Raw genomic sequence first — 20,945 nt, 5'->3', positions numbered from 1 at the left:
AAGCAATCCGCACCGCCATGCGGAAACCGTTACGGCAAGTTACACGCAACCATTGGGCAATTTAACGCAAAATTCGCCTGCAATCTGATGCTTCTTGACCTGCCGTGTGGCTGCCGTTACAAATACGTTATCCGCCGAACCGAGCTGTCGAGGCGGCCGAACGAGAAGTGCAAGCAGTTGGTTACCGATGTCGTCGAGGCGGCCACCGAGCTGACGGTCGCCCGCAAAGCGCTCTGGGATCTCCTCGTGGATCCCGACACCTACCCGCGGGTGTTCCCCGGCATCGGCGCGTGCGAGCACCTCGGCGCCGACGGCGGGCCACCGCTGGTGCGCATGCGGCTGGGCGGCGGCGCCGGCGATATCCACACCGTCGACGTGCGCCTGGTGCCCGGCAGGCCGGGCGAGCTGCTGGAGTTGCAGTGTCCCGGGCAGGGCAGTTTCGCGTCGGTCCGGCTGCGCGGCGACGCCGAGCGGACTCGGGTCAATGTCACGTATTTCGCACCGGCGCGGGCACATCCGCTGATCCCGGCGCTGTCGAACGAGGACGTGATCGACTGGACGGTGGCCGCCCTCGACCGGCTGGCCGATCTCGCGACCGGCGCGCCCACGTCGATGGTGATCAACGGCGAGGATTCCCCGCGACGTTTGCAGGTCGATGTCGCACGGCAGATGCTGGCGACCGGCGTCGTGCGCAGCTACAGGTTCGACAAGGGCGTGAAACAGCTCGGCCGCCTGGCGAAATGGGGTTTCACGCTGGCCGGTGGCTACGCCGCCGCGGCCGCCTACGACCCGCACCGCACGGCCCTGATCGACGATCGCGGCGGGCGCACCTTCGCCGAGATCCATCAGCGGACGCATGCGCTGGCGGGGGCGCTGGCCGATCTCGACATCCGCGCCGGCGATGCGATCGGCCTGCTCTCGCGCAATCACATCGAGATGGTCGAGATCATGGTCGCCGCAGGCAAACTCGGTGTGGACGTGGTGCTGCTCAATACCGGGCTCGCGGCCGGGCGGATCGCCGAGATCGCCGAAAAGCATGAACTCGCGGCCGTATTCGCCGATCCGGAACTGGAAGACCTCATCCGCTACCTGCCCCCGGATCTGCCGCGTTACGCAGCCTCGGACTACCTCGCCGAACCGGGACGCGCCACCGTCGACGACCTGATCGATGTGGGCGGAAGGGGTTTCGGCAAGCCGCCGCGTACGGGCACCCTGATCGTGCTCACCTCGGGCACCAGCGGCACGCCGAAGGGCGCCCGCCGCCCGCACCCCAAGGGCTTCGGCACCGTCGCGGCGCTGCTGTCGCGAATTCCGTTGCGCATGAACGAGACCATGCTGATCCCGGCGCCGCTGTTCCACACCTGGGGGCTGGCGGCCCTGCAGATCAGCACCCCCATCCGCGCCACGGTGGTGCTCACGGAGCGGTTCGACGCCGAGGACTGCCTGCGGATCATCGACGAGCAGCAGGTCACGTCGCTCATCGTGGTGCCGATCATGGTGAACCGCATCCTGGATCTGCCCGCCGAGGTGCGGGCCCGCTACGACACCTCCAGCCTGCGCGTGGTCGCCAGTTGCGGTGCGCCGCTGGCGGGTGCGGCGGTGCTGCGGTTCACCGAGTTGTTCGGTGACGTCCTCTACAACGTCTACGGGTCGACCGAGGTCTCCTGGGCCACCATCGCCGACCCGGCCGACCTGCGCATCTCGCCGACGACCGCGGGCCGCCCGCCGCTGGGCACGAAAGTGGCTGTGCTGGGCCCCGATTCGCGGCCGGTGCCGGTGGGGGCGACCGGGCGCATCTTCGTCGGCAACCACATGCTCTTCGACGGCTACACCGATGCCGCGCCGCCGGGCGAGGCGGACGGCATGCTCGATACCGGCGACGTCGGCTACCTCGATGCCTCCGGGCGGCTGTTCGTCGCCGGCCGCGACGACGAGATGATCATCTCCGGCGGCGAGAACGTCTTCCCCCGGCCGGTCGAGGAGGCGCTGTCGCATCTGCCGCAGGTGAGCGAGGTGGCGGTGGTCGGCGTGCCCGATCGCGAATTCGGCCAGCGCCTGGCGGCTTTCGTCGTCAAACGCCCGGATTCCGGTCTGGATCCGGACATGATCCGCACCTATATCCGCAATCGCCTGGGCCGCTTCTCCGTTCCCCGCGACGTGCACTTCCTCGACGCCCTCCCCCGCAACCCCACCGGCAAGATCCTCAAACGCACACTGGTGCAGTCGAGCTGATCAGACCACGGCGATCAGCATGATCATGAAGAACGCCACCATGCCGAGCACCAGCAACAGCGGCAGCAGCAGGATGAAGACGAGCGCGCCGCCGCCGGACGAGCGCTGCGGCGTGGTCCCGATGGCCGCCCGCCCGAAATTCGACACCGGAAGTTTGTAGTACACAGGGACTCTGGCCCCCGGGCCTGCCTCGACGGGCAACTGCGCGTGGTACTGATACACGCCGAACCGATTGATGTGCACGACGACGTGATGACGCCCGGGCGGCACCGGCACCACCCACAGCCCCCACCCCCGCGCAACGATCACCCCGTCGACGATGATCTCCGGTGTCATCGCCATCAGAGCCAGCGGATGTCCGCTCACCGGCGCGGCGACATGCACCTCGAGCATCGCCGCGGCCGGCGGTACGGCATCGATGACCACGGGGAGCGCATCCTGCCTGTCCTGCATGAGAAAAGCATGCAAGACCGCCCTTAACGATCACTTGCCGATCGCCAGGAGATTCCGGCCGAAAGCATGCCGGAAAACGATCAGGGGCTGGGCGTGGCCACCAGACCCCATTCGGCATCCGTGGACATGAGCCGGTGGTGTGGCAGCACACGCACCGTGTACCCCACCGCCCCCGACAGCGGAACCTGCGTCTCCACCGTGAATACCTCCACCCCGGAATCCGTTCCGGCGTGGGTCATATCGACCGTCGTGACGTCGGACAGATCGTCGTCCTGGGATACCCGGCCCAGCAGCGCCTGGACCGAGACGTCCGAGGGCGAGAGGCCCGCGAGATCGATACGGGCGCGCAGGTTCAGCGTCGCGCCGATCACCGGGATGTCGGGCAGGCCGGAACTGTCGACCTGGACCACCCGCACCCGGGGCCACGCCCCCTCGATCCGCCGCCGGTACTCGGCGAGTTCCCGCGCCCCGGCGAAATCGTCCTGTGCCACAGCGGAATACGCGACGGCGGCGGGCATGTAGTACCCGACGGCGTAGTCACGCACCATGCGGGAGGCCAGCACCTTCGGGCCGAGCGTCTGCAAGGTGTGGCGCACCATCTCCATCCAGCGCACCGGCAAGCCGTCGTGGTCGCGGTCGTAGAAGCGCGGCAGCACCGAGCGCTGCAACATCTCGTAGAGGGCGGCGGCCTCCAGATCGTCGCGGCGGTGGTCGTCGCGGACGCCGTCGGCGGTGGGGATGGCCCAGCCGTTCTCGCCGTCGTACATCTCGTCCCACCAGCCGTCGCGAATCGACAGATTCAGCGATCCGTTGAGCGCGGCCTTCATCCCCGAGGTGCCGCACGCCTCGAGCGGGCGCAGCGGATTGTTCAGCCACACATCGCATCCCCAGTACAGGTACCGGGCCATCGACATGTCGTAGTCGGGCAGGAAGACGATGCGATGCCGGACGGCCGGATCGTCGGCGAAGCGCACCACCTGCTGGATCAGCGCCTTGCCGCCGTCGTCGGCCGGATGGCTCTTCCCGGCCACCACCAGCTGCACCGGACGCTCCGGATCGAGCAGCAGGGCCCGCAGCCGGTCCGGATCGCGCAACATCAGCGTCAGCCGCTTGTAGGTCGGCACCCGGCGCGCGAAGCCGACCGTCAGCACGTTCGGATCGAAAACCTCGTCCACCCAGGCCAATTCGGCGGGCGCGGCGCCGCGCTCCAGCCACGACGCCCGCACCCGGCGGCGCACCTCGGCAACCAGCGTGGCGCGCAACGCGTTCCGGGTCGACCAGAGTTCGCTCAGATCGACGTCGCGCAGCCGCTCCCAGCCGCGCGCCTCCTCCACCAGTTCCGGGCCGACGAGTTCGCGGGCCTTGTCGATCCATTCACGCGCCGCCCACGTCGGGGCGTGCACGCCGTTGGTGACCGCGCCGATCGGCACCTCGGCGGCATCGAAACCCGGCCACAGCGGCGCGAACATCGCCCGGCTGACCTCGCCGTGCAATTGCGACACCCCGTTCGCGCGCTGCGCCAGGCGCAGCCCGAGGTGGGCCATATTGAACACCGACGGATCCGCTTCGCGCCCCAGCGCCACGATCCGATCCACGGAAACACCCGGCAGCAGCGGAGATTCGCGCTCGCCGTGCGCGCCGCCGAAATACCGGCGCACCAGCGCACCCGCGAACCGATCGATACCCGCCGGGACCGGCGTATGCGTGGTGAAGACGGTTCCGGCGCGGACCGCGGCCAGGGCGGCGTCGAAATCCATTCCGGCGGCCATGAATTCGCGAATCCGCTCGATGCCGAGGAAGCCGGCGTGACCCTCGTTCATATGGAACACATCCGGATCGGGCAGGCCGTGCGCGCGGGTGTAGGCGCGCACCGCCCGCACCCCGCCGATACCCGCCAGGATCTCCTGCTTGATGCGATGGTCCTGATCGCCGCCGTAGAGCCGATCGGTCACCGCCCGCAGTTCCGGATCGTTGTCGGCGATATCGGAATCCAGCAGCAGCAACGGAATCCGGCCCACCTGCGCGATCCACACCCGCGCCCGCAGCACCCGCCCCTCGGGCATGGGCACGTGAACCAGGACAGGCGACCCCGTGCCCGCAGCACCCGCCCCGTCGGTGAGCGCCCGCAGGGGCAACCCCTGCGGGTCCAGGTCCGGATAGCGCTCGGCCTGCCACCCGTCGGCGGTCAGCGACTGCCGGAAGTATCCGGAGCGGTACAGCAGCCCGACGCCGATGAGCGGCAGTCCCAGATCGGAGGCGGCCTTGAGGTGGTCACCGGCCAGAATGCCCAGCCCGCCCGAATAGTTCGGCAGCACCTCGGTCACGCCGAACTCCATGGAGAAGTACGCGATCGACCGGGGCAGCCGGTCGGCGTGCTCGCCGTTCTCCTGCCGGTGGAACCAGCGGGGCCGGGTCAGGTAGTCCTCGAGATCCGCCGCGGCCTCGTCCACCGCGCGGACGTACGCCTCGTCGGCGGCCAGCTCGTCGAGCCGCTCGGCGGGCACCTCGCCGAGCATTCGCACCGGATCGCGCCCGACCTCGAGCCAGAGCGCCGGATCCAGACCGGCGAACAGATCCTGTGTCGGCATGTGCCACGACCACCGCAGATTCGTGGCCAACTCGGCGAGCGCGGCCAGCCGCTGAGGCAGATGGGCACGGACCGTGAACCGACGCAATGCCTTCACCCTGCTAGACCTTACACGGCAGCCCGCCCGTGACCTGCGGTCATTGCGGCGTCAGCCAGACCGCGCTGTTCGGGGCGAGGGTGACGGCCGCGGAGTACGGACGTCCGTGCCAGGGCTCCGCCACCGCCCGAACTCCGCCGAGGTTGCCCACCCCGCTGCCCGCGTAGTCGGCGGCGTCGGTGTTGAGGATCTCGCGCCAGTACCCGTCGTTCGGCAGTCCGATGCGGTAGTCGCGGTGCTGGGCGCCGGAGAAGTTGTAGACGCAGGCGACGATCGAGCCGTCGGCCCCGTAGCGCAGGAAGGCGAGGACATTGCCGGCGTGGTCGTCGGCATCGATCCAGGCGTAGCCGCCGGGCGAGGAGTCCTGCGTCCACAGCGCGGGATTGGCGCGATAGGCCGCGTTGAGGTCGCGCACCAGGCGCCGGATCCCGGCGTGCAGCGGATTCTCCAGTTCGCGCCAGTCCAGTCCGCGATCGTGCGACCACTCCCGGAACTGGCCGAAGTCCTGCCCCATGAACAGCAGCTGCTTACCCGGATGCGCCCACATGTAGGCCAGCAGCGCGCGCACCCCGCACGCCTTCACCCAGTCGTCGCCGGGCATCCGGGTCCACAGCGTGCCCTTGCCGTGCACCACTTCGTCGTGGCTGATCGGCAGCACGTAGTTCTCGCTCCACGCGTAGACGGTCGAGAAGGTGATCTCGTTGTGGTGCCAGCTGCGATGGATCTGATCGTGGGCGAGATACCCGAGGGTGTCGTGCATCCAGCCCATATTCCACTTCATGGTGAAGCCGAGGCCGCCGACGTCGGCCGGTCGCGTGACGCCCGGCCAGGTGGTGGACTCCTCGGCGATGGTGACCACACCCGGATGGTCGCGGTGCACCATGGCGTTCATCTCCCGCAGGAACGCGACGGCCTCCAGATTCTCGCGGCCGCCGTGGATATTCGGCTCCCAGCCGCCCTCGGGCCGCGAATAGTCCAGGTACAGCATCGAGGCGACCGCGTCCACGCGCAGGCCGTCGATGTGGAATTCCTCGATCCAGTACCGCGCGTTCGCCACCAGGAAGTTGCGCACCTCGGACCGGCCGAAGTCGAAAACGTAGGTGCCCCAGTCCAATTGCTCGCCACGGCGGGGATCGGGATGCTCGTAGAGCGGGGTGCCGTCGAAGCGCGCGAGCGCCCATTCGTCGCGGGGGAAGTGCGCCGGCACCCAGTCGAGGAGGACGCCGATCCCCGCCCCGTGCAGCCGGTCGACGAAGGCGCGGAAATCGTCCGGCGTGCCGAACCGGGCCGTCGGCGCGTAGTAGGACGTGACCTGATATCCCCAGGAACCGCCGAAGGGATGTTCGGCGACGGGCAGCAGCTCGACATGCGTATAGCCCTGCTCCAGTACGTATTCGGCCAGTTGCTCGGCCGCGTCGCGATAGTCGAGCCCGAGCCGCCAGGAGCCCAGATGCACCTCGTAGATGCTCATCGGCGACCGGACCGGATCGGTACTCGCGCGGGCGGCGATCCAGTCCCGGTCGTGCCACTCGTAGGTACTGCGGGTGATCACCGAGGCGGTCGCGGGCGGCACCTCGGTGGCGAAGGCGAACGGGTCGGCGTGGTCGACGGTGCGACCGTCCGCGCCGTGCACACGGAACTTGTACTTCGCGCCCGGCTCGAGGCCCGGGACGAACAGCTCCCACACCCCGGATTCGCCCAATGTCCGCATGGGCGCGGTATTTCCGGTCCACCCGTCGAAATCGCCCAGCACCGCGACCCCGCGGGCATTGGGCGCCCACACCGCGAACGACGTCCCCGACACCTCGCCATCGAGCGTGGTGTACCGGCGCGGATGCGCGCCCAGCACCTCCCACAGCCGCTCGTGCCGTCCCTCGCCGATCAGGTGGAGGTCGAGTTCGCCGAGCGTCGGCAGGAACCGGTAGCCGTCGGCGTCGAGCACGGTCCGGCTGCCGGGATAGGACACCAGCAGGCGGTAGTCCCAGAGATCCGGGAACGGGACGACGCCCTCGAAGACGCCGTGCTCCATCCGCGTCAGCGGGTGGTCCTCGCCGCCGATCCGCGCGGAGACCGAATTCGCCAGCGGGCGAAGGACTCTGATCACGGTGCCGTCGGGGTCGGGGTGCGCGCCGAGCACGGTGTGCGGATCGCGGTGGGTGCCCGCCGCGAGCAGCATCAGATCGCGCCGGTTCATCGGCACGCCCTCACCGGAACGACCTCCGGTACGCCAGTTCCGTGCGCGCCGCCGCGGACACCGGCGGCAGTGCCAGGATGTGGGCGGCCGCGCGCACCGGATCCAGGCGCACGTAATTCGTTTGGCCCCAGTGGTATTCCTCGCCGCTCACCTCGTCGACCACCACCGGGTGGTCGTGCCACTCCCGGCCGATCGCGGGCAGGTCGAGCGAGATCATGCCGTCCTCCGGCCCGTACGGGTCGAGGTTCACCACGATCAGCACCGCGTCGCCGGTGGTGGGATCGACCTTCGAATAGGCCAGCAGCGCATCGTTGTCGACGTGGTGAAACGCGATGCAGCGCAACTGCTGCAGCGCGGGATGCGCGCGGCGGATCTCGTTGAGCCGGGTCAGCCACGGTTCCAGCGACTCGCCGCGCGCGGCGGCCGCGGCGAACGGGCGCGGGCGCAGCTGATACTTCTCCGAGTCCAGGTACTCCTCGCTGCCCGGCCGCACCGCCTGATGTTCGAACAGCTCGAATCCGGAGTACACGCCCCACGCCGGCGCCAGCGTCGCCGCGAGCACCGCGCGGATCGCGAACATGCCCGGCCCGCCGTGCTGCAGGCTCTCGTGCAGGATGTCGGGCGTATTGACGAACAGGTTGGGCCGCGCCTCGTCCGCCTTGTCCGCCAGCTCCCGGCCGAATTCGGCGAGTTCGTGCTTACCCGTGCGCCAGGTGAAATACGTATAGGACTGGCCGAATCCGCGCCGCGCCAGCCCGTACAGCCGGGCCGGGCGGGTGAACGCCTCGGACAGGAAGACGACGTCCGGATCGGTGCGGCGCACCTGGGCGATCAGCCACTCCCAGAAGTCGGCGGGTTTGGTGTGCGGGTTGTCGACGCGGAATATGGTGACGCCCAACGCGATCCAGTGCCGCACCACCCGCAGCACCTCGGCGTACAGGCCGTCGGGATCGTTGTCGAAGGCCAGCGGATAGATGTCCTGGTACTTCTTGGGCGGGTTCTCGGCGAAGGCGATGGTCCCGTCGGGCAGGGTCGTGAACCACTCCGGATGCTCGCGCACCCACGGATGGTCCGGGGCGCACTGCAACGCCAGGTCCAGCGCCACCTCCATACCGAGTTGCCTTGCCGCGCCGACGAATCGGACGAAGTCGTCTTCGGTGCCGAGCAGCGGGTGGACGGCGTCGTGACCGCCCTCGTCGGAGCCGATCGCCCACGGCGACCCCACATCGCCGGGCTCCGCGGTCAGGGAGTTGTTGGGGCCCTTGCGGTTCACCTTCCCGATCGGGTGCACCGGCGGCAGGTACACCACGTCGAAACCCATGGCGGCGATGCGCGACAGCTCCTTCGTCGCGGTGTCGAAGGTGCCGTGCACCGGATTGCCCTCGGCGTCCCAGCCGCCGGTGGAGCGGGGGAAGAACTCGTACCACGAGCCGTAGAGCGCACGGCGGCGCTCCACCAGCACGCTGTGCTGCGGGCCGCGGGTGACGAGGTCGCGGAGCGGCGTCTCGCGCAGGATCTCGCCGACCTCCGCACTGAAGGCGGGGGCCACCCTGGCGGGCAGCTGCCCGTCGCCGCGCAGCGCGGCCGCCGCCGCCCGCAGCCGCTCCCACTGCCGCTTCGGCACCTGCTGCGCCGCCCGGTCCAGCAGCCGCGCGCCGATCTCGAGGTCGTTGGCGAGGTCCGCGGCGCTCTGGCCGACCGCCAGTTTCGCCTCCACCGCCGCCCGCCAGGTGGCGATCGGATCGCCCCAGCCCTCGATGCGGTAGGTCCACAGCCCCGGCTCACTCGGGGTGAACACCGCGTTGAACACGTCGGGTTCGTAGTCCGGCGCCATCCGGATCCGCCGGGCGCGCGCGGAACCGGGCGCCCGCACGGCGAGCGTCGCGCCCACGGCGTCGTGTCCCTCGCGCCACACCACGGCCCGCACCGGGAAAACCTCGCCCACCACGGCTTTGGCCGGGCGGCCGCCGGGAATGGCCGGGGCGGTGTCGTCGATGGCGATGCGACCCGTCACGGGACCAACCGTACCGGTATTCGCCGCGCGATCATGAATACCGGCCGCCGGGCCTATCGTGAATCCGGGATCCGTAGTCATCGACGCTTCAGGAGGCATCTCCATGACGACAGTGCAGGGCCAGACAGTGGACGTCCCGACACCCGACGGCATCGCGGACGCCTATCTCACCGCGCCGGACGACGGCGAACGGCATCCCGGCGTCCTGTTCTACCAGGACGGATTCGGGGTCCGCCCGAGCCTGCGGGCGATGGCCGATCGGCTGGCCGGCCACGGATACACGGTCTTGCTCCCGAACGTCTACTACCGGCACGGCCGGGCGCCGGTGATCGATCTGCCGGACTTCATCGATCTGGAACAGCGGCCGGAGATCTTCCAGCAGGTGCGCCCGCTGCTCCAGGGCATGACCCCCGATGTCCTGGCCGCCGACGCCCACGCGTATCTGGACTATCTGGCCGGCTCCGACCGGACCACTCCCAGCCCGGTGGGCGTCACCGGCTACTGCATGGGCGCCCGGCTGTCGCTGGCCACCGCCGCGATCTATCCGGACCGGGTGGCCGCGGCCGCCGGTTTCCACGGCGCCCAGCTGGCCACCGACACCCCCGACAGCCCGCACCTCGCCGTCGGAACCATCACGGCCGAACTGTATTTCGGCCACGCGGACCAGGACCCCTCGCTCCCCCAGGAGCAGATCGACCTGTTCGAGAAGGCCCTGACCGACGCGGGCGTCCGCCACCGCTGCGAGGTCTATCCCGGCGCCCACCACGGCTACACCCAGACCGACACCGCCGCCTACGACGAGGAGGCGTCCGAGCGCCACTGGCGGGAACTCGTGGCGCTGCTGAACCGTACCCTGGCGTGAGTTCGTCCCCACCCGATCCGCCGGAGGTGTCATGCCGGGCCGTGTCAGCCGTCGCAGCGTCCTGATCGGCGCCGCGCTGGCCGGAGCCGCGGCCTGCGGCGGCCCGTCCGAACCCGCACCGCGCCTGCGCTATCCGTTCACGCTGGGCGTGGCCTCCGGCGAACCCGCCGCGACCGGGGTGGTGCTGTGGACCCGGCTGGCGCCGGATCCGCTGGCCGACGACGGGCTGGGCGGCATGCCGGATCGGGTGGTCGGGGTCGGCTGGGAGATCGCCGCCGACGAGCGGTTCGGCGATATCGTCCGGCGCGGAACCGCCGACGCGGCACCGGAATTCGGGCACAGCGTGCATATCGAGGCCGACGGGCTGCGGCCGGGGGCCGAGTACTTCTACCGGTTCCGCGCCGGCGAGCACCTCTCGCCGGTCGGCCGCACCCGCACCGCCCCGGCCGCCGGGGCCGGAATCGACGCTCTCACCATGTGTTTCGTCTCCTGCGCCCAATACGAGCACGGGTACTTCACCGCCTACCGCAGGCTCGCGGAGGACCATCCCGACCTGATCCTGCACCTGGGCGACTACATCTACGAATACGGGCCCGGCGGCTATCCGCTCGACGGCGGGAACGTGCGCGCCCACGTCGGGCCCGAGGCCGAGACGCTGGCCAATTACCGGCAGCGCTACGCGCAGTATAAGACCGATCCGGATCTGCAGGCCGCGCATGCCGTCGCCCCGTGGGTGCCGGTGCTCGACGACCACGAGGTCGACAACAACTGGGCGGGCTACGCGTACGAGAAGCCGCAGAAACCGCAGCCGAACTTCCCCGCCCGCCGCGCGGCCGCGTTCCGTGCGTACTACGAGAACATGCCGCTGCGCCGCGCCCAACTACCGCGCGGCGGCGACCTGCAGCTGTTCCGTCGTCTCAGCTGGGGTGACCTGGCCACCTTCCATATGCTCGACACCCGGCAGTACCGCGATGCGCAGGCCTGCGGCGGCGGCACGAAAGACTGCCCGGACCGGCTGACTCCCACCCGGACCATTACGGGCGGCGATCAGGAGCGCTGGCTGCTGGACGGATTCCGCGATTCGCGCGCCCGCTGGGACATCCTGGGCCAGCAGGTCTTCTTCTCCGAACTCGGCACCGGGCACGGCCGCAAGAACAATACGGACGCCTGGGACGGGTACGCCGCCAACCGGGACCGCGTCGTCGACGGCTGGGTCCGGGCACGCGTACGCAATCCGGTGGTGCTCACCGGCGACGTCCATTCGGCGTGGGCCACCGACATCAAACAGCGCTGGGATGATCCGGCCGCCCCGACCGTGGGCACCGAACTGGTCGCCACCTCGATCACCAGCGGCGGCGACGGCTCCGAATCCACCAAGGCCACCCCGGCCGTCCTCGCCGACAACCCCCACATCAAATTCCACAACAACCGCCGAGGCTACGTCCGCACCCGCATCACCCCCGACGCCATCCACGCCGACTTCCGCGCGGTCCCCTACGTCTCCACCCCCGGCGCCCCTGCGGAAACAAGGGCCTCTTTTGTCATCGTGGACCGCTCACCCGGCCTCGAAAGCGCTTGATCAGGCCCCACTCCCGACCATGAACGCGCATGCCTTCACTCCCGACCACGCACACTCCCCATTTTCCGGCATGCTTTTGGCCGGAATCCACAGCCGCAGCGGGCTCGACAGATCCCGGCCAAAAGCGTGCCGGGAAACGAGTGGGCATGGGGTGAGCCCCTCAGAAGTCCCAGGGGGCGGCCAGTTCCGGGATCAGGCAGCCGTAGGTGTGTTCCACGGTCACCGGTCGGCCGCGCAGGGTGCCCTCGGCCCGGTACGTGACGGGGTGGTAGCGGAAGCACCGGACGCCCGGGTTCTCCTCGGGGAGGGCGAGGGCGTCCGGTAGGGCCAGGTAGCCGCAAGCGGGGGCCGCCGTGGGGTGGGAACCGCCGACCGGGTCGCAGGTCAGGGTGGCCGTGCGGGTCGGCTGGTCGGGGTCCTCGCGAGTGAAGACCAGGCGGGTGGGCGCGTCGTCCTGCGCGACGGCGCTGCCGGCCGGCAGCATCACCGCCGCCGCGGCAACCGCGCCGACCGCGATCCGGACGGCATTCCGTGCGATGAGCATGTGCTCGCCTCTCCCCCCGGCCCTGACAGCGTGCTTCTCAGTACAGCGCGGTGGCCAGCTTGCGCCGGGCCGCGACCACCGCCGGGTCGGCCGTGTCGAACAGTTCGAACAGTTCCACCAGGCGGGTGCGGACGCGGTTGCGGTCGTCGCCCGCGGTGCGCTTGATCAGGTCGATGAGGCGGCCGAAGGCAGCCTCCGGCTGCTGGTTGAACAGTTCCATATCGGCTGCGGCAAAGGCGGCGTCGATATCGTCCGGAGCGGCGTCGGCGGTGGCGATCGCGTCGGCGGGCAGGTTCTGCGCCCGGCCGAAGAAGCGCACATTGCGCAGGGCCGCCTTGGCCTCCGTATTACCCGGCTCCTCGGCCAGGATCTTCTCGTACGCGGCCTCGGCCCCGGCGATATCGCCCTGGTCGAGCGCGTCCTCGGCGGCGGTGAAGCGCGGGTCCTCCGGTTCGGCCGGGAGTTCCTCGCCGGGCGCGCCCTCCTCGCCGGAGAGCTTGCCGCGCACCGCGTCGACGACGGCCGCGAGCCACTGCTTCACCTGGGGTTCGGGCTGGCCGCCCTGGAAGTCGGCCAGCGGCTGGCCCCCGGCCACCGCGATGACGGTCGGGATGCCCTGCACCCCGAGCGCCTGCGCGATGCGCATATTGGGCTCGGCTTCGACGGTGGCCAGGTCCCAGGCGCCATCGTCCTCGGCGACCAGGCGCTCGAAGAGCTTCACCAGCTCCACGCTGCCCGGACTGCGCTGCGAGTAGAGGACGATGACCACCGGTACCTGCATCGACCGGCGCAGTACCCGAGTCTCGAAATCGGCCTCGGTGACTGCGTGATCGGTCGGCGTATCCGTGGCGGCCGGCTGTTTCAGGCTGGAGAGATCCACCGCGCCGGACATGGCGGCGGCGACAGCGGGCGAGGGACGACGTGAGGCAGGTCGAGTCACGGTTTCCAGTTTGTCACGAACGAGCGACCTCGGGTGCCGCGGCCGTACCCAGATCGCCCAACTGCCCCGACCGAATCGCCCAGCGCTCGAACCAGACCGAGGTGAACGGCACGATCGACGACAACAGACCGAGCAGCAGGGTCTTTCCGGGCCATTCGTACTCCCGCGACGCGAGCACCAGATTCACCGCGAACAGCAGGAAGATGATGCCGTGCAGCATGCCGAACACCATCACCGGCCAGGTGATCGGCTCCGGCAGCCGCTTGAGCACCGACCCCGTCAGCAACAGTGCCCACGACGGGGCCTCGAGCAGTCCGAACAACCGCACGCGCTTACCCACGGTGCTCACATCGAAGAATTCGCCCATGGCCACCATTGTGCCCAACGGGTATACGCCTACGACACCGGGTAGTTGGTGTGGGTTACAACACAGTGGATCTCAGGAAACCCGAACGATCAGCGCATCACCCTGACCGCCACCACCACACAGCGCAGCAGCACCCACACCCCCACCACGCCGCTTCAACTCCAGCACCAGGTGCAGGAGGATGCGGGCGCCGGACATGCCCAGCGGGTGGCCGATGGCGATGGCGCCGCCGTTGACGTTGACCTTCTCCGGGTCGATGCCGAGCTTGCGGGTGGAGGCGATGCCGACCGCGGCGAACGCCTCGTTGATCTCCACCAGATCCAGATCGGCGGGCGAAATGCCTTCCTTCGCACAGGCTTTGGCGATCGCGTTGGCCGGCTGGTCCTGCAGCGTGGAGTCCGGGCCGGCCACCACGCCCGCGGCGCCGATCTCGGCGATCCAGCTCAGCCCCAACTCCTGCGCCTTGGTCTTGCTCATCACGACCACCGCGGCGGCGCCGTCGGAGATCTGCGAGGCCGATCCGGCGGTGATGGTGCCGTCCTTGCGGAAGGCCGGGCGCAGCTTGCCCAGCGAATCGACCGTGGTGTCGGCGCGAATGCCCTCGTCCTGCGCGACCACGACCGGATCGCCCTTGCGCTGCGGCACCTCCACCGGCACCACCTCGTCGGCGAACAGGCCGTTCTTCCACGCCGCGGCGGCGCGCTGATGCGAGGCGGCGGCGAAGGCGTCCTGCTCCTCGCGGGTGATGTGGTCTGTGTCCGATCCCACCCTGCTCCCACCCGCGTCGTTCCGCGTCTCGGTCAGCGCGCCCATCGCCTGATCGGTGAAGATGTCGTGCAGCCCGTCGAAGGCCATGTGGTCGCGCAGCGTCACGTCGCCGTACTTGAAGCCCTCGCGGCTCTTCTCCAGCAGATGCGGCGCCTGGGTCATCGACTCCTGCCCGCCGGCCACCACGATCTCGTACTCCCCGGCGCGAATCAGCTGATCCGCCAGCGCGATTGCGTTGATACCGGACAGGCACACCTTGTTCAGCGTTAGCGCGGGGACATCCATCGGGATGCCACCGGCGACAGCCGCCTGCCGCGCGGGAATCTGGCCCGCGCCGGCGGTCAGCACCTGACCCATGATCACGTAATCGACCTGGTCACCGCGGACGCCGCCCTTCTCCAGCGCGGCCTTGATCGCGAACCCGCCCAGATCCGATCCGGTGAAGTCCTTCAGTCCACCCAGCAGACGGCCGACCGGGGTACGCGCGCCGGAGACGATGACGGAGGTGGTGGTCACGATGTGCCTCGCTTCGTGGAGTGGGTACGCCGTACTCCACGGTAACCGGTGGTGTCCCGGCGCCACCATGCAGGTCCGCGCTACCGTTCGAAGGGTGAGTACCTCCGAAACGCCCGAATTCATCCCCGCCGACTACGTGATAGCCGTCGATCATGTCGGCGTCGCCGTTCCCGACCTCGATACCGCCGTCGCGTGGTACTCCCAGCACCTCGGGATGGTCGAAACCCACCGCGAGGTCAACGAGTCCCAAGGCGTGCACGAAGCGATGCTCTCGCTGCCCGGCGCCGGCGACGACTCGACTGCTCTGCAGTTGCTGGCACCCGTCGACGAGTCCTCCACGATCGCCAAGTTCATCGATCGCAACGGTCCCGGGCTCCAGCAACTGGCGTATCGCGTCACCGATGTCGAGGCTGTAGCTACCTTCCTGCGTGCACAAGGTCTGCGATTGCTGTACGACGCGCCTCGTCGCGGAACGGCCGATTCCCGGATAAACTTCGTACACCCGAAGGATGCTGGCGGTGTGCTCATCGAGCTGGTGGAGCCTGCGCCGAATCCTACTCACTAGTACCGGAATCCGGCTACGGAAACTTGTCGTAACGACATTCGCGGTCGGGTCACCATGGCCGGTCGACAGGCTGTAGTTTGTGGGGCATGTCGTCCACTGAGCCCGATCGCAATCGCTTCGTCGCGTTGCCGTTTACCGTGGTCCGTAAGGGCTACGACCGCGATGAGGTGCGCAATTACTTCGACCGATTTGATGCAGAACTAAGGGTTACCGCAACAGATCGCGATGCCGCCGCAGCCCAAGCCCGAAATCTCGCCGCGCAGCTCGAGGATGCGCGCGACGAAATCGATGAGCTGCGTAAGGAAGTCGACCGGCTGTCGGTGCCGCCGACCACCGCGGAAGGCATGAGCGATCGTATCTCGCGCATGCTCCGCCTGGCCTCCGACGAGGCCTCCGAGGTCCGCGCCCAGGCCCAGGCCGAGGCCGCCGAGATGATCTCGATCGCCGAGCAGCAGGCGACGGAGATGCGCGGCAAGTACGAGTCGCTGCTCGCCGAGACCAAGGAGAAGCGCGAGGCGCTCGAGGTCGAGTTCGAGCAGACCCTCGCCAACGCGCGCTCGGAGTCCAAGAAGATCCTCGAGGGCGCCAACGCGGAGTCCGACCGGATCACCAAGGAAGCCGAGGCCAAGCGCAAGGCCGCCCAGCAGGACTTCGAGGTCACCATGGCGGAGCGGCGCACCAAGCTCACCCGCGCCATGGAGGAGCTCGAGGCCAGCAGCCGCAGCGAGGCCGCCCAGCGCGTCAAGGACGCGACCGACGAGGCCAACCGTCTGGTCACCTCCGCCACCCAGCAGGCCGATCGCAAGATCGCGCACGCCAAGGAACTGGCCGAGGAAATGCGCGTCCTGCGAGGCCGAGTCCTGGCCCAGCTCTTGGGAATTCGCGGTCAGCTCGATTCCGTGCCGGCCATGCTCGCCGCGGTCAACCGCGAGAGCGAGCTCCTCGACGGCGCCCCGGAACAGCGCTCGCTGTCCGGCAAGCAGTCGAACTCCGGCCGCCAGAAGGCCATCCCCGAACTGAAGTCCGAGGAAGACGAGCTCGTCGACGACGATGAGCGCGAGAACGCAGACCTCTCGAGCTAGCGCCGAACCCGCCGGGCGACACAAAAAATTCCGTCCGAAGGCCGCCCCCGCAGTGCGGGGGCGGCCTTCCTTATGTCTACCGGCGCACGGTCATCCGCGCCGCCGCCTGCCCAGGACGAATCCACCCACGAGGGCGAGCAGGACCACGACCACGCCCGCTCCGGCGGCGGCCACGATCCATCCCTTCGACGAGCCGGACGCCTCGGCCGCGACGGCGGGCTCGACCGACCCACCCGTCTCGCCCGTGCCGCCGCCGGTACCACCGGCCCGCTGCTCACCGAAGATGCCGCCGTCCTCCGCCGAGACATACTTCGGCCCCGCCTCCGGCTGTCCGGCGACGGTGACCTCCACCCGCACCGGAACCGGCACGTTGGGGCCCTCGGACGAGGTGGCGCCGGCCTTCACCGCGATGTAGTACCACCCCTCGACGCTCTGCCTGCGCAGCTCGTAGGCGTCGGCATTGCGATTGCCGTACCGGATCGGCACGGTGGCCAGCGACTTGAACTGATTCGGCAGGACGTTCTCGGAGCCGGTGTAGGACGCGAAATCCGAATCGATCCGCTCGCGGAGCGGCGTGTAGAAGACCGTCTGGACATTCGACATATTGTCGATGCCGGTGTGCCCGTTCGATTCGAAGTGCACCCGGTACGACAGGCCCTGTCCCCACTTCAGCCGCACGCGGTAGAACACGAACTCACCGCGCTGCAAGGTATCGGTGTAGCTCCCGCTGCCCGGCAGTTCGGTGGCGACGTTGAACGAACCACCACCGGCGGTCGGGACATCCGGCCCGGTCGGCGGGGTGAAGGCGGTCACGGGCAGCACCGCGGCCGGACCGGGATCGGTGACGGCCGGCTCGAGGCCCACCAGCAACTCGATCGGCAGCCGCTCCGGCACTCCCGTCGAGACGTGGTCCCACTCCAGCGCGAAGTAGTACGGGCCGCCGCCCTTGCAACTGTCGGCGGCGGTCTTGCCGTCCTTCTTCTTCGTGGCGCCGTCCCATGCCTTGGCCACCGTCAGCGCGACGCCGTCACTGGATTTGGTCACCATTTCGTGTTCGAAGACATTGCAGTCGCGGCCGTCCGTTCCGTACACCCGCAATGTCAAGGTATTCAGATCGTCCGTGACGGAAATACCACTTTTGCGAGGAAAGGACATGGTGCCGCTGAAATAGGCGGTCGCCCCGTCCGGAACATCGACGGCGTAATACCGGGTTTCCTTCTGACCGATGGTGTCGAGATATTGGCCCGGAGTCGCCTTCGGCGCGGTGCGATACTTATCCGTTCCGGTAATAGGCTTTCCGGCGGTTTGATAGTTCCGCAGGGCCGCGCCGCTCACGCGCGGCAGGATTTGCTCGAGCGACCGCCCGTCCGGAGCGTCCGTGTAGGTTCCGCCGGTCGCCTGGGCCATACAGGTCAGCTGGGCCCGGGCGTTGGCCTCGACCGCGAAGCCGATCGAGTGCACGATCAGGTCGACGCCCTGCTTCTTCAGCTCGCGGGCGACATCGCACGGATCCGGCGGCGCGCAGGTGTCGTCGCCGTCGGAGACCAGCACGATGGAACGCGGCCCGGAGGTGGGCAGGGCCTCGGCTGCCTGCTTCAACGCGACGCCCATCGGCGTCCAACCCCGTGCCGTGATCCCGTCGACGGCGGCGGTGAGCGCACCCTTGTCGAGGGTGTCGGGACGCCTGAGCAGGCTCACGTCACGACATCCCGCGGCCTTCTCCTCGGGGGCGTTGCCGGTGCTGGTGCCGTAGGTCATCAGGCCGACCTTCGCGGCGTCCGGCGCCGCGGAGACGAAGGAGCGCGTCGCGCGCTTCGCCGAATCCATCATCGTGCCGCCGGAATCGGGGCGCTCCATCGAACCGGACGCGTCGAGGATCACCATCGTCGGCGCGTACTGCACGCCGCCTCCGCCCTCGTCGGCCAGCGCGGGAACGGCCATCGGCAACAGGCCGATCACCCCCGCCGCCACGACGGCCAGCGACCGTACTAAACCTGATGCCACGTTTTTCAACTCCGATCGATCGAGCGCAGGGTTCGTTGATCAAAGTCAAAATCGGACAGGAGCGCAAGGCGTATTCCAGCTGCTGAGAAATATATGCCGGCGAATTTCCGTCCGCGCACGCGGAAACTCGTACAAATTTCTAGGACCAGCGCCGCGTGATTGTGCGAGTATGCCGCCCGCGCCAGCATCCGGTATGCCAGTGTCGTCGGTCGTCCTCGCCGCCGTACTCGCGCCACGCGACGATATGCGCTGTGCCGGGCGGAATCTCGTGATCGCACCCCGGGCAGCGGTAGGTCTTCACCGCGCGAGAACCGGGGACGGTGCGGACGGTGTAGGAGTCCCCGCCGCCCGGCCCCGCCTCGGTCCGCCCGAAGACGTCGCCGACCGGACGCGGCTCCCGCTGGAACCGCGCCGGCGACTGCTTGGGTCGCGGTTTCCGGCGGGGCATGCCTTCGAGCCTAGAACAACCGGAACTCGGCGCTGTCGGTGCCGCGGAGAGCGTTGTAATCGAGTGTCAGGCAACGGATTCCGCGGTCGGTGGCGAGCGTCTTGGCCTGCGGCTTGATCTGCTGGGCGGCGAAGACGCCGGTGACCGGGGCCAGCAGCGGATCCCGGTTGAGCAGTTCGAGGTAGCGAGTCAGCTGTTCGACGCCGTCGATCTCGCCGCGGCGCTTGATCTCCACCGCGACCGTGGCGCCGTCGGCATCGCGGCACAGGATGTCCACCGGGCCGATCGCGGTCATGTACTCGCGCCGGATGAGGGAGTAGCCCGCGCCCAGGGTCTCGATGTGCTCGGCCAGCAGCTCCTGCAGATGGGCCTCGACGCCGTCCTTCACCAGGCCGGGGTCGACTCCGAGTTCGTGCTCGGTGTCGTGCTCGATGTCCTCGACGGTGATGCGCAGTTCCTCGCCCGCCTTGTTGGTCACCACCCAGAGCTTGGCGGCCTCGGTCTCGATGTCGCGCTCCTCGAGCCAGCAGGGCGGGCTCATCCAGTTCAGCGGCTTGTACGAGCCGCCGTCGGAATGCACCAGCACCGAGCCGTCGGCCTTCATCATGAGCAGCCGTCGAGCCATCGGGAGGTGAGCAGTGAGCCGACCCACATAGTCGACCTGGCAGCGAGCAATGACGAGGCGCACCCCAGGCACTTTAGGGGAACGCCGGCGGGCAGCGTTATTCAGCCCACAAGCATGAGATAGCCGAGCGCCGAGGCGATGGCCAGCAGGGCACATTCGAACCGCGTCAGGCGCGGGAGGCGCAGCCGGTGGGTGCGCAGCAGCCAGAAGCCGACGGCCAGGCCGATACTCAGGGCCACCAGATGTCCGACGTTGGTGAACGTCCGTCCCATGGCGACGCCGGACACCGCGACCGCCAGCCAGCTGATGGACCAGGTCGCTCGCCAGCGCCGCGGCAGCAGCACCACGAACGCGCCGATCATGGCCATGGCGCCGTAGCTGATGCCCACGTCTTCGGCCGTCGTGATGCTCACGGGCACCCAGTCGGCCGTGACGGCCACCCACAGCCCCGCGGCGACCAGCAGCGTGGCGCCGATATGGCCGGCGACGAAGATGCGGATCGTGGTGAGCGCGCCGAACCGCAGTTCGGCCAGGGCGAGGAGGCAGATCAGGAGGGGGATGATCAGGGCCGCGGCGGCGCCGTCACCGACGACGAGGGCACTGGAGACCAGCGTGGCGTAGTGGCCGCGCAGCAGATTGCTCAGGTTGGTGCTGGCGTGCAGGATCACCTGGCTCTGCGCACTGTCCCCCAGGGCCGCCAGTAGGGCTGCCACGGTGATGAGGAGGGCGGCGTAGCCGTAGGTGACCGGCAGGAAGAACCGCCGCCACCCGGTGCGTGTGACGCCGAGTGTGGGGGTGACCCCGGCCGTTGCCTGGCCGACCATGCATCGTTCCTTCCGCGCTGTGTGCCGGACCTACCCGTCCATCATCCAGCGAAGTACTTCCGAGCAGGTTGCCATTGCTTGTGAAGTGCCTGTGAATCCGGAGCGCCGGCCACGTGTAGAAGGTTGTTTGCCCACTTCGCGGCGGCCTACACGTCATGGGATGAATTATGTCCGGATATGGCCGAGATGCCGCCCCGATATACAGCGAAGGCCCCCAGCTTTCGCTGGGGGCCTTCGGGAAGTA

At 68.8% G+C, this 20,945-nt stretch carries 17 protein-coding genes; 5 read left to right on the top strand and 12 right to left on the bottom strand.

All coding sequences use genetic code 11. The features are described 5' to 3' along the window. Window positions 1-177: 177 nt before the first annotated feature. Window positions 178-2,232, top strand: coding sequence for an AMP-binding protein (locus ON41_RS08040; RefSeq protein ID WP_040746548.1), 2,055 nt, complete (start codon window positions 178-180; stop codon window positions 2,230-2,232). On the opposite strand, the gene ON41_RS38860 is transcribed toward ON41_RS08040, so the two are convergent. From ON41_RS38860 to ON41_RS08020, 4 genes are all read right to left on the bottom strand, one after another. Next, window positions 2,233-2,685, bottom strand: a complete 453-nt coding sequence (locus ON41_RS38860) for a hypothetical protein (RefSeq protein ID WP_051161101.1) — start codon at window positions 2,683-2,685, stop codon at window positions 2,233-2,235. 80 nt (window positions 2,686-2,765) lie between these two features. Then, window positions 2,766-5,369, bottom strand: coding sequence for an alpha-glucan family phosphorylase (gene glgP / locus ON41_RS08030; RefSeq protein ID WP_040746546.1), 2,604 nt, complete (start codon window positions 5,367-5,369; stop codon window positions 2,766-2,768). 40 nt (window positions 5,370-5,409) lie between these two features. Beyond that, window positions 5,410-7,563 (bottom strand): 1,4-alpha-glucan branching protein GlgB, encoded by a 2,154-nt coding sequence (glgB, locus tag ON41_RS08025; protein WP_040746545.1) that lies wholly within the window; start codon window positions 7,561-7,563, stop codon window positions 5,410-5,412. Window positions 7,564-7,573: 10 nt separating this feature from the next. Next, complete coding sequence (locus ON41_RS08020; protein ID WP_040746544.1) at window positions 7,574-9,577, bottom strand: alpha-1,4-glucan--maltose-1-phosphate maltosyltransferase; 2,004 nt, start codon at window positions 9,575-9,577, stop codon at window positions 7,574-7,576. Window positions 9,578-9,680: 103 nt separating this feature from the next. Here ON41_RS08020 and ON41_RS08015 point away from each other — a divergent pair, with 103 nt between their 5' ends. Both ON41_RS08015 and ON41_RS08010 read left to right on the top strand, forming a co-directional pair. Next, complete coding sequence (locus ON41_RS08015) at window positions 9,681-10,439, top strand: dienelactone hydrolase family protein (RefSeq protein WP_040746541.1); 759 nt, start codon at window positions 9,681-9,683, stop codon at window positions 10,437-10,439. Between the two features lie 31 nt (window positions 10,440-10,470). Beyond that, window positions 10,471-12,018: an alkaline phosphatase D family protein gene (locus ON41_RS08010; protein ID WP_040746539.1), complete on the top strand. Its 1,548-nt coding sequence runs from the start codon at window positions 10,471-10,473 to the stop codon at window positions 12,016-12,018. 160 nt (window positions 12,019-12,178) lie between these two features. Here the strand turns inward: ON41_RS08010 and ON41_RS08005 are convergent, their stop codons facing one another. The 4 genes from ON41_RS08005 to ON41_RS07990 form a co-directional block, all read right to left on the bottom strand. Continuing rightward, window positions 12,179-12,562, bottom strand: coding sequence for an SSI family serine proteinase inhibitor (locus ON41_RS08005; protein WP_051161100.1), 384 nt, complete (start codon window positions 12,560-12,562; stop codon window positions 12,179-12,181). 37 nt (window positions 12,563-12,599) lie between these two features. Then, window positions 12,600-13,454 (bottom strand): tetratricopeptide repeat protein, encoded by an 855-nt coding sequence (locus tag ON41_RS08000; protein ID WP_040746537.1) that lies wholly within the window; start codon window positions 13,452-13,454, stop codon window positions 12,600-12,602. A gap of 61 nt (window positions 13,455-13,515) precedes the next feature. Continuing rightward, on the bottom strand, window positions 13,516-13,869 hold the full coding sequence (locus ON41_RS07995) for a DUF3817 domain-containing protein (protein WP_051161135.1): 354 nt from the start codon (window positions 13,867-13,869) through the stop codon (window positions 13,516-13,518). Window positions 13,870-13,941: 72 nt separating this feature from the next. Beyond that, entirely contained in the window at window positions 13,942-15,153 is a 1,212-nt protein-coding gene (locus tag ON41_RS07990) for an acetyl-CoA C-acetyltransferase (protein WP_040746532.1), read from the bottom strand. A gap of 67 nt (window positions 15,154-15,220) precedes the next feature. Between ON41_RS07990 and mce the strand changes: the two genes are divergently transcribed. Continuing rightward, window positions 15,221-15,718, top strand: coding sequence for a methylmalonyl-CoA epimerase (gene mce, locus ON41_RS07985; RefSeq protein ID WP_051161099.1), 498 nt, complete (start codon window positions 15,221-15,223; stop codon window positions 15,716-15,718). Window positions 15,719-15,804: 86 nt separating this feature from the next. Then, entirely contained in the window at window positions 15,805-16,800 is a 996-nt protein-coding gene (locus ON41_RS07980) for a coiled-coil domain-containing protein (protein ID WP_040746528.1), read from the top strand. 90 nt (window positions 16,801-16,890) lie between these two features. Here the strand turns inward: ON41_RS07980 and ON41_RS07975 are convergent, their stop codons facing one another. From ON41_RS07975 to ON41_RS07960, 4 genes are all read right to left on the bottom strand, one after another. Further along, window positions 16,891-18,804 (bottom strand): vWA domain-containing protein, encoded by a 1,914-nt coding sequence (locus tag ON41_RS07975; protein ID WP_246829469.1) that lies wholly within the window; start codon window positions 18,802-18,804, stop codon window positions 16,891-16,893. Window positions 18,805-18,943: 139 nt separating this feature from the next. After that, a complete protein-coding gene (locus ON41_RS07970; protein WP_040746522.1) occupies window positions 18,944-19,252 on the bottom strand; it encodes an Rv1322 family protein in 309 nt (102 codons plus the stop codon). A gap of 10 nt (window positions 19,253-19,262) precedes the next feature. Continuing rightward, window positions 19,263-19,940 (bottom strand): endonuclease NucS, encoded by a 678-nt coding sequence (gene nucS, locus ON41_RS07965; protein WP_040746519.1) that lies wholly within the window; start codon window positions 19,938-19,940, stop codon window positions 19,263-19,265. A gap of 38 nt (window positions 19,941-19,978) precedes the next feature. Further along, window positions 19,979-20,701, bottom strand: a complete 723-nt coding sequence (locus tag ON41_RS07960; RefSeq protein ID WP_040746517.1) for a rhomboid-like protein — start codon at window positions 20,699-20,701, stop codon at window positions 19,979-19,981. Window positions 20,702-20,945 lie beyond the last annotated feature (244 nt).

This window comes from Nocardia transvalensis NBRC 15921, assembly GCF_000308875.1.
In the GTDB taxonomy this organism is placed as follows: Bacteria; Actinomycetota; Actinomycetes; order Mycobacteriales; family Mycobacteriaceae; genus Nocardia; species Nocardia transvalensis.
Note: the sequence above shows the minus strand (reverse complement) of the source record. Positions and strands in the feature narration are given on the sequence as shown.

Bases quoted from the DNA above. Each gene is read 5' to 3' on its own strand.
- ON41_RS38860 (WP_051161101.1), bottom strand. From the start codon at position 2,685: ATGCAGGACAGGCAGGATGCGCTCCCCGTGGTCATCGATGCCGTACCG.
- glgB (WP_040746545.1), bottom strand. From the start codon at position 7,563: ATGAACCGGCGCGATCTGATGCTGCTCGCGGCGGGCACCCACCGCGAT.
- ON41_RS08015 (WP_040746541.1), top strand. From the start codon at position 9,681: ATGACGACAGTGCAGGGCCAGACAGTGGACGTCCCGACACCCGACGGC.
- ON41_RS08010 (WP_040746539.1), top strand. From the start codon at position 10,471: ATGCCGGGCCGTGTCAGCCGTCGCAGCGTCCTGATCGGCGCCGCGCTG.
- ON41_RS08005 (WP_051161100.1), bottom strand. From the start codon at position 12,562: ATGCTCATCGCACGGAATGCCGTCCGGATCGCGGTCGGCGCGGTTGCC.
- ON41_RS08000 (WP_040746537.1), bottom strand. From the start codon at position 13,454: ATGTCCGGCGCGGTGGATCTCTCCAGCCTGAAACAGCCGGCCGCCACG.
- ON41_RS07995 (WP_051161135.1), bottom strand. From the start codon at position 13,869: ATGGGCGAATTCTTCGATGTGAGCACCGTGGGTAAGCGCGTGCGGTTG.
- mce (WP_051161099.1), top strand. From the start codon at position 15,221: ATGCAGGTCCGCGCTACCGTTCGAAGGGTGAGTACCTCCGAAACGCCC.
- ON41_RS07980 (WP_040746528.1), top strand. From the start codon at position 15,805: ATGTCGTCCACTGAGCCCGATCGCAATCGCTTCGTCGCGTTGCCGTTT.
- ON41_RS07970 (WP_040746522.1), bottom strand. From the start codon at position 19,252: ATGCCCCGCCGGAAACCGCGACCCAAGCAGTCGCCGGCGCGGTTCCAG.
- ON41_RS07960 (WP_040746517.1), bottom strand. From the start codon at position 20,701: ATGGTCGGCCAGGCAACGGCCGGGGTCACCCCCACACTCGGCGTCACA.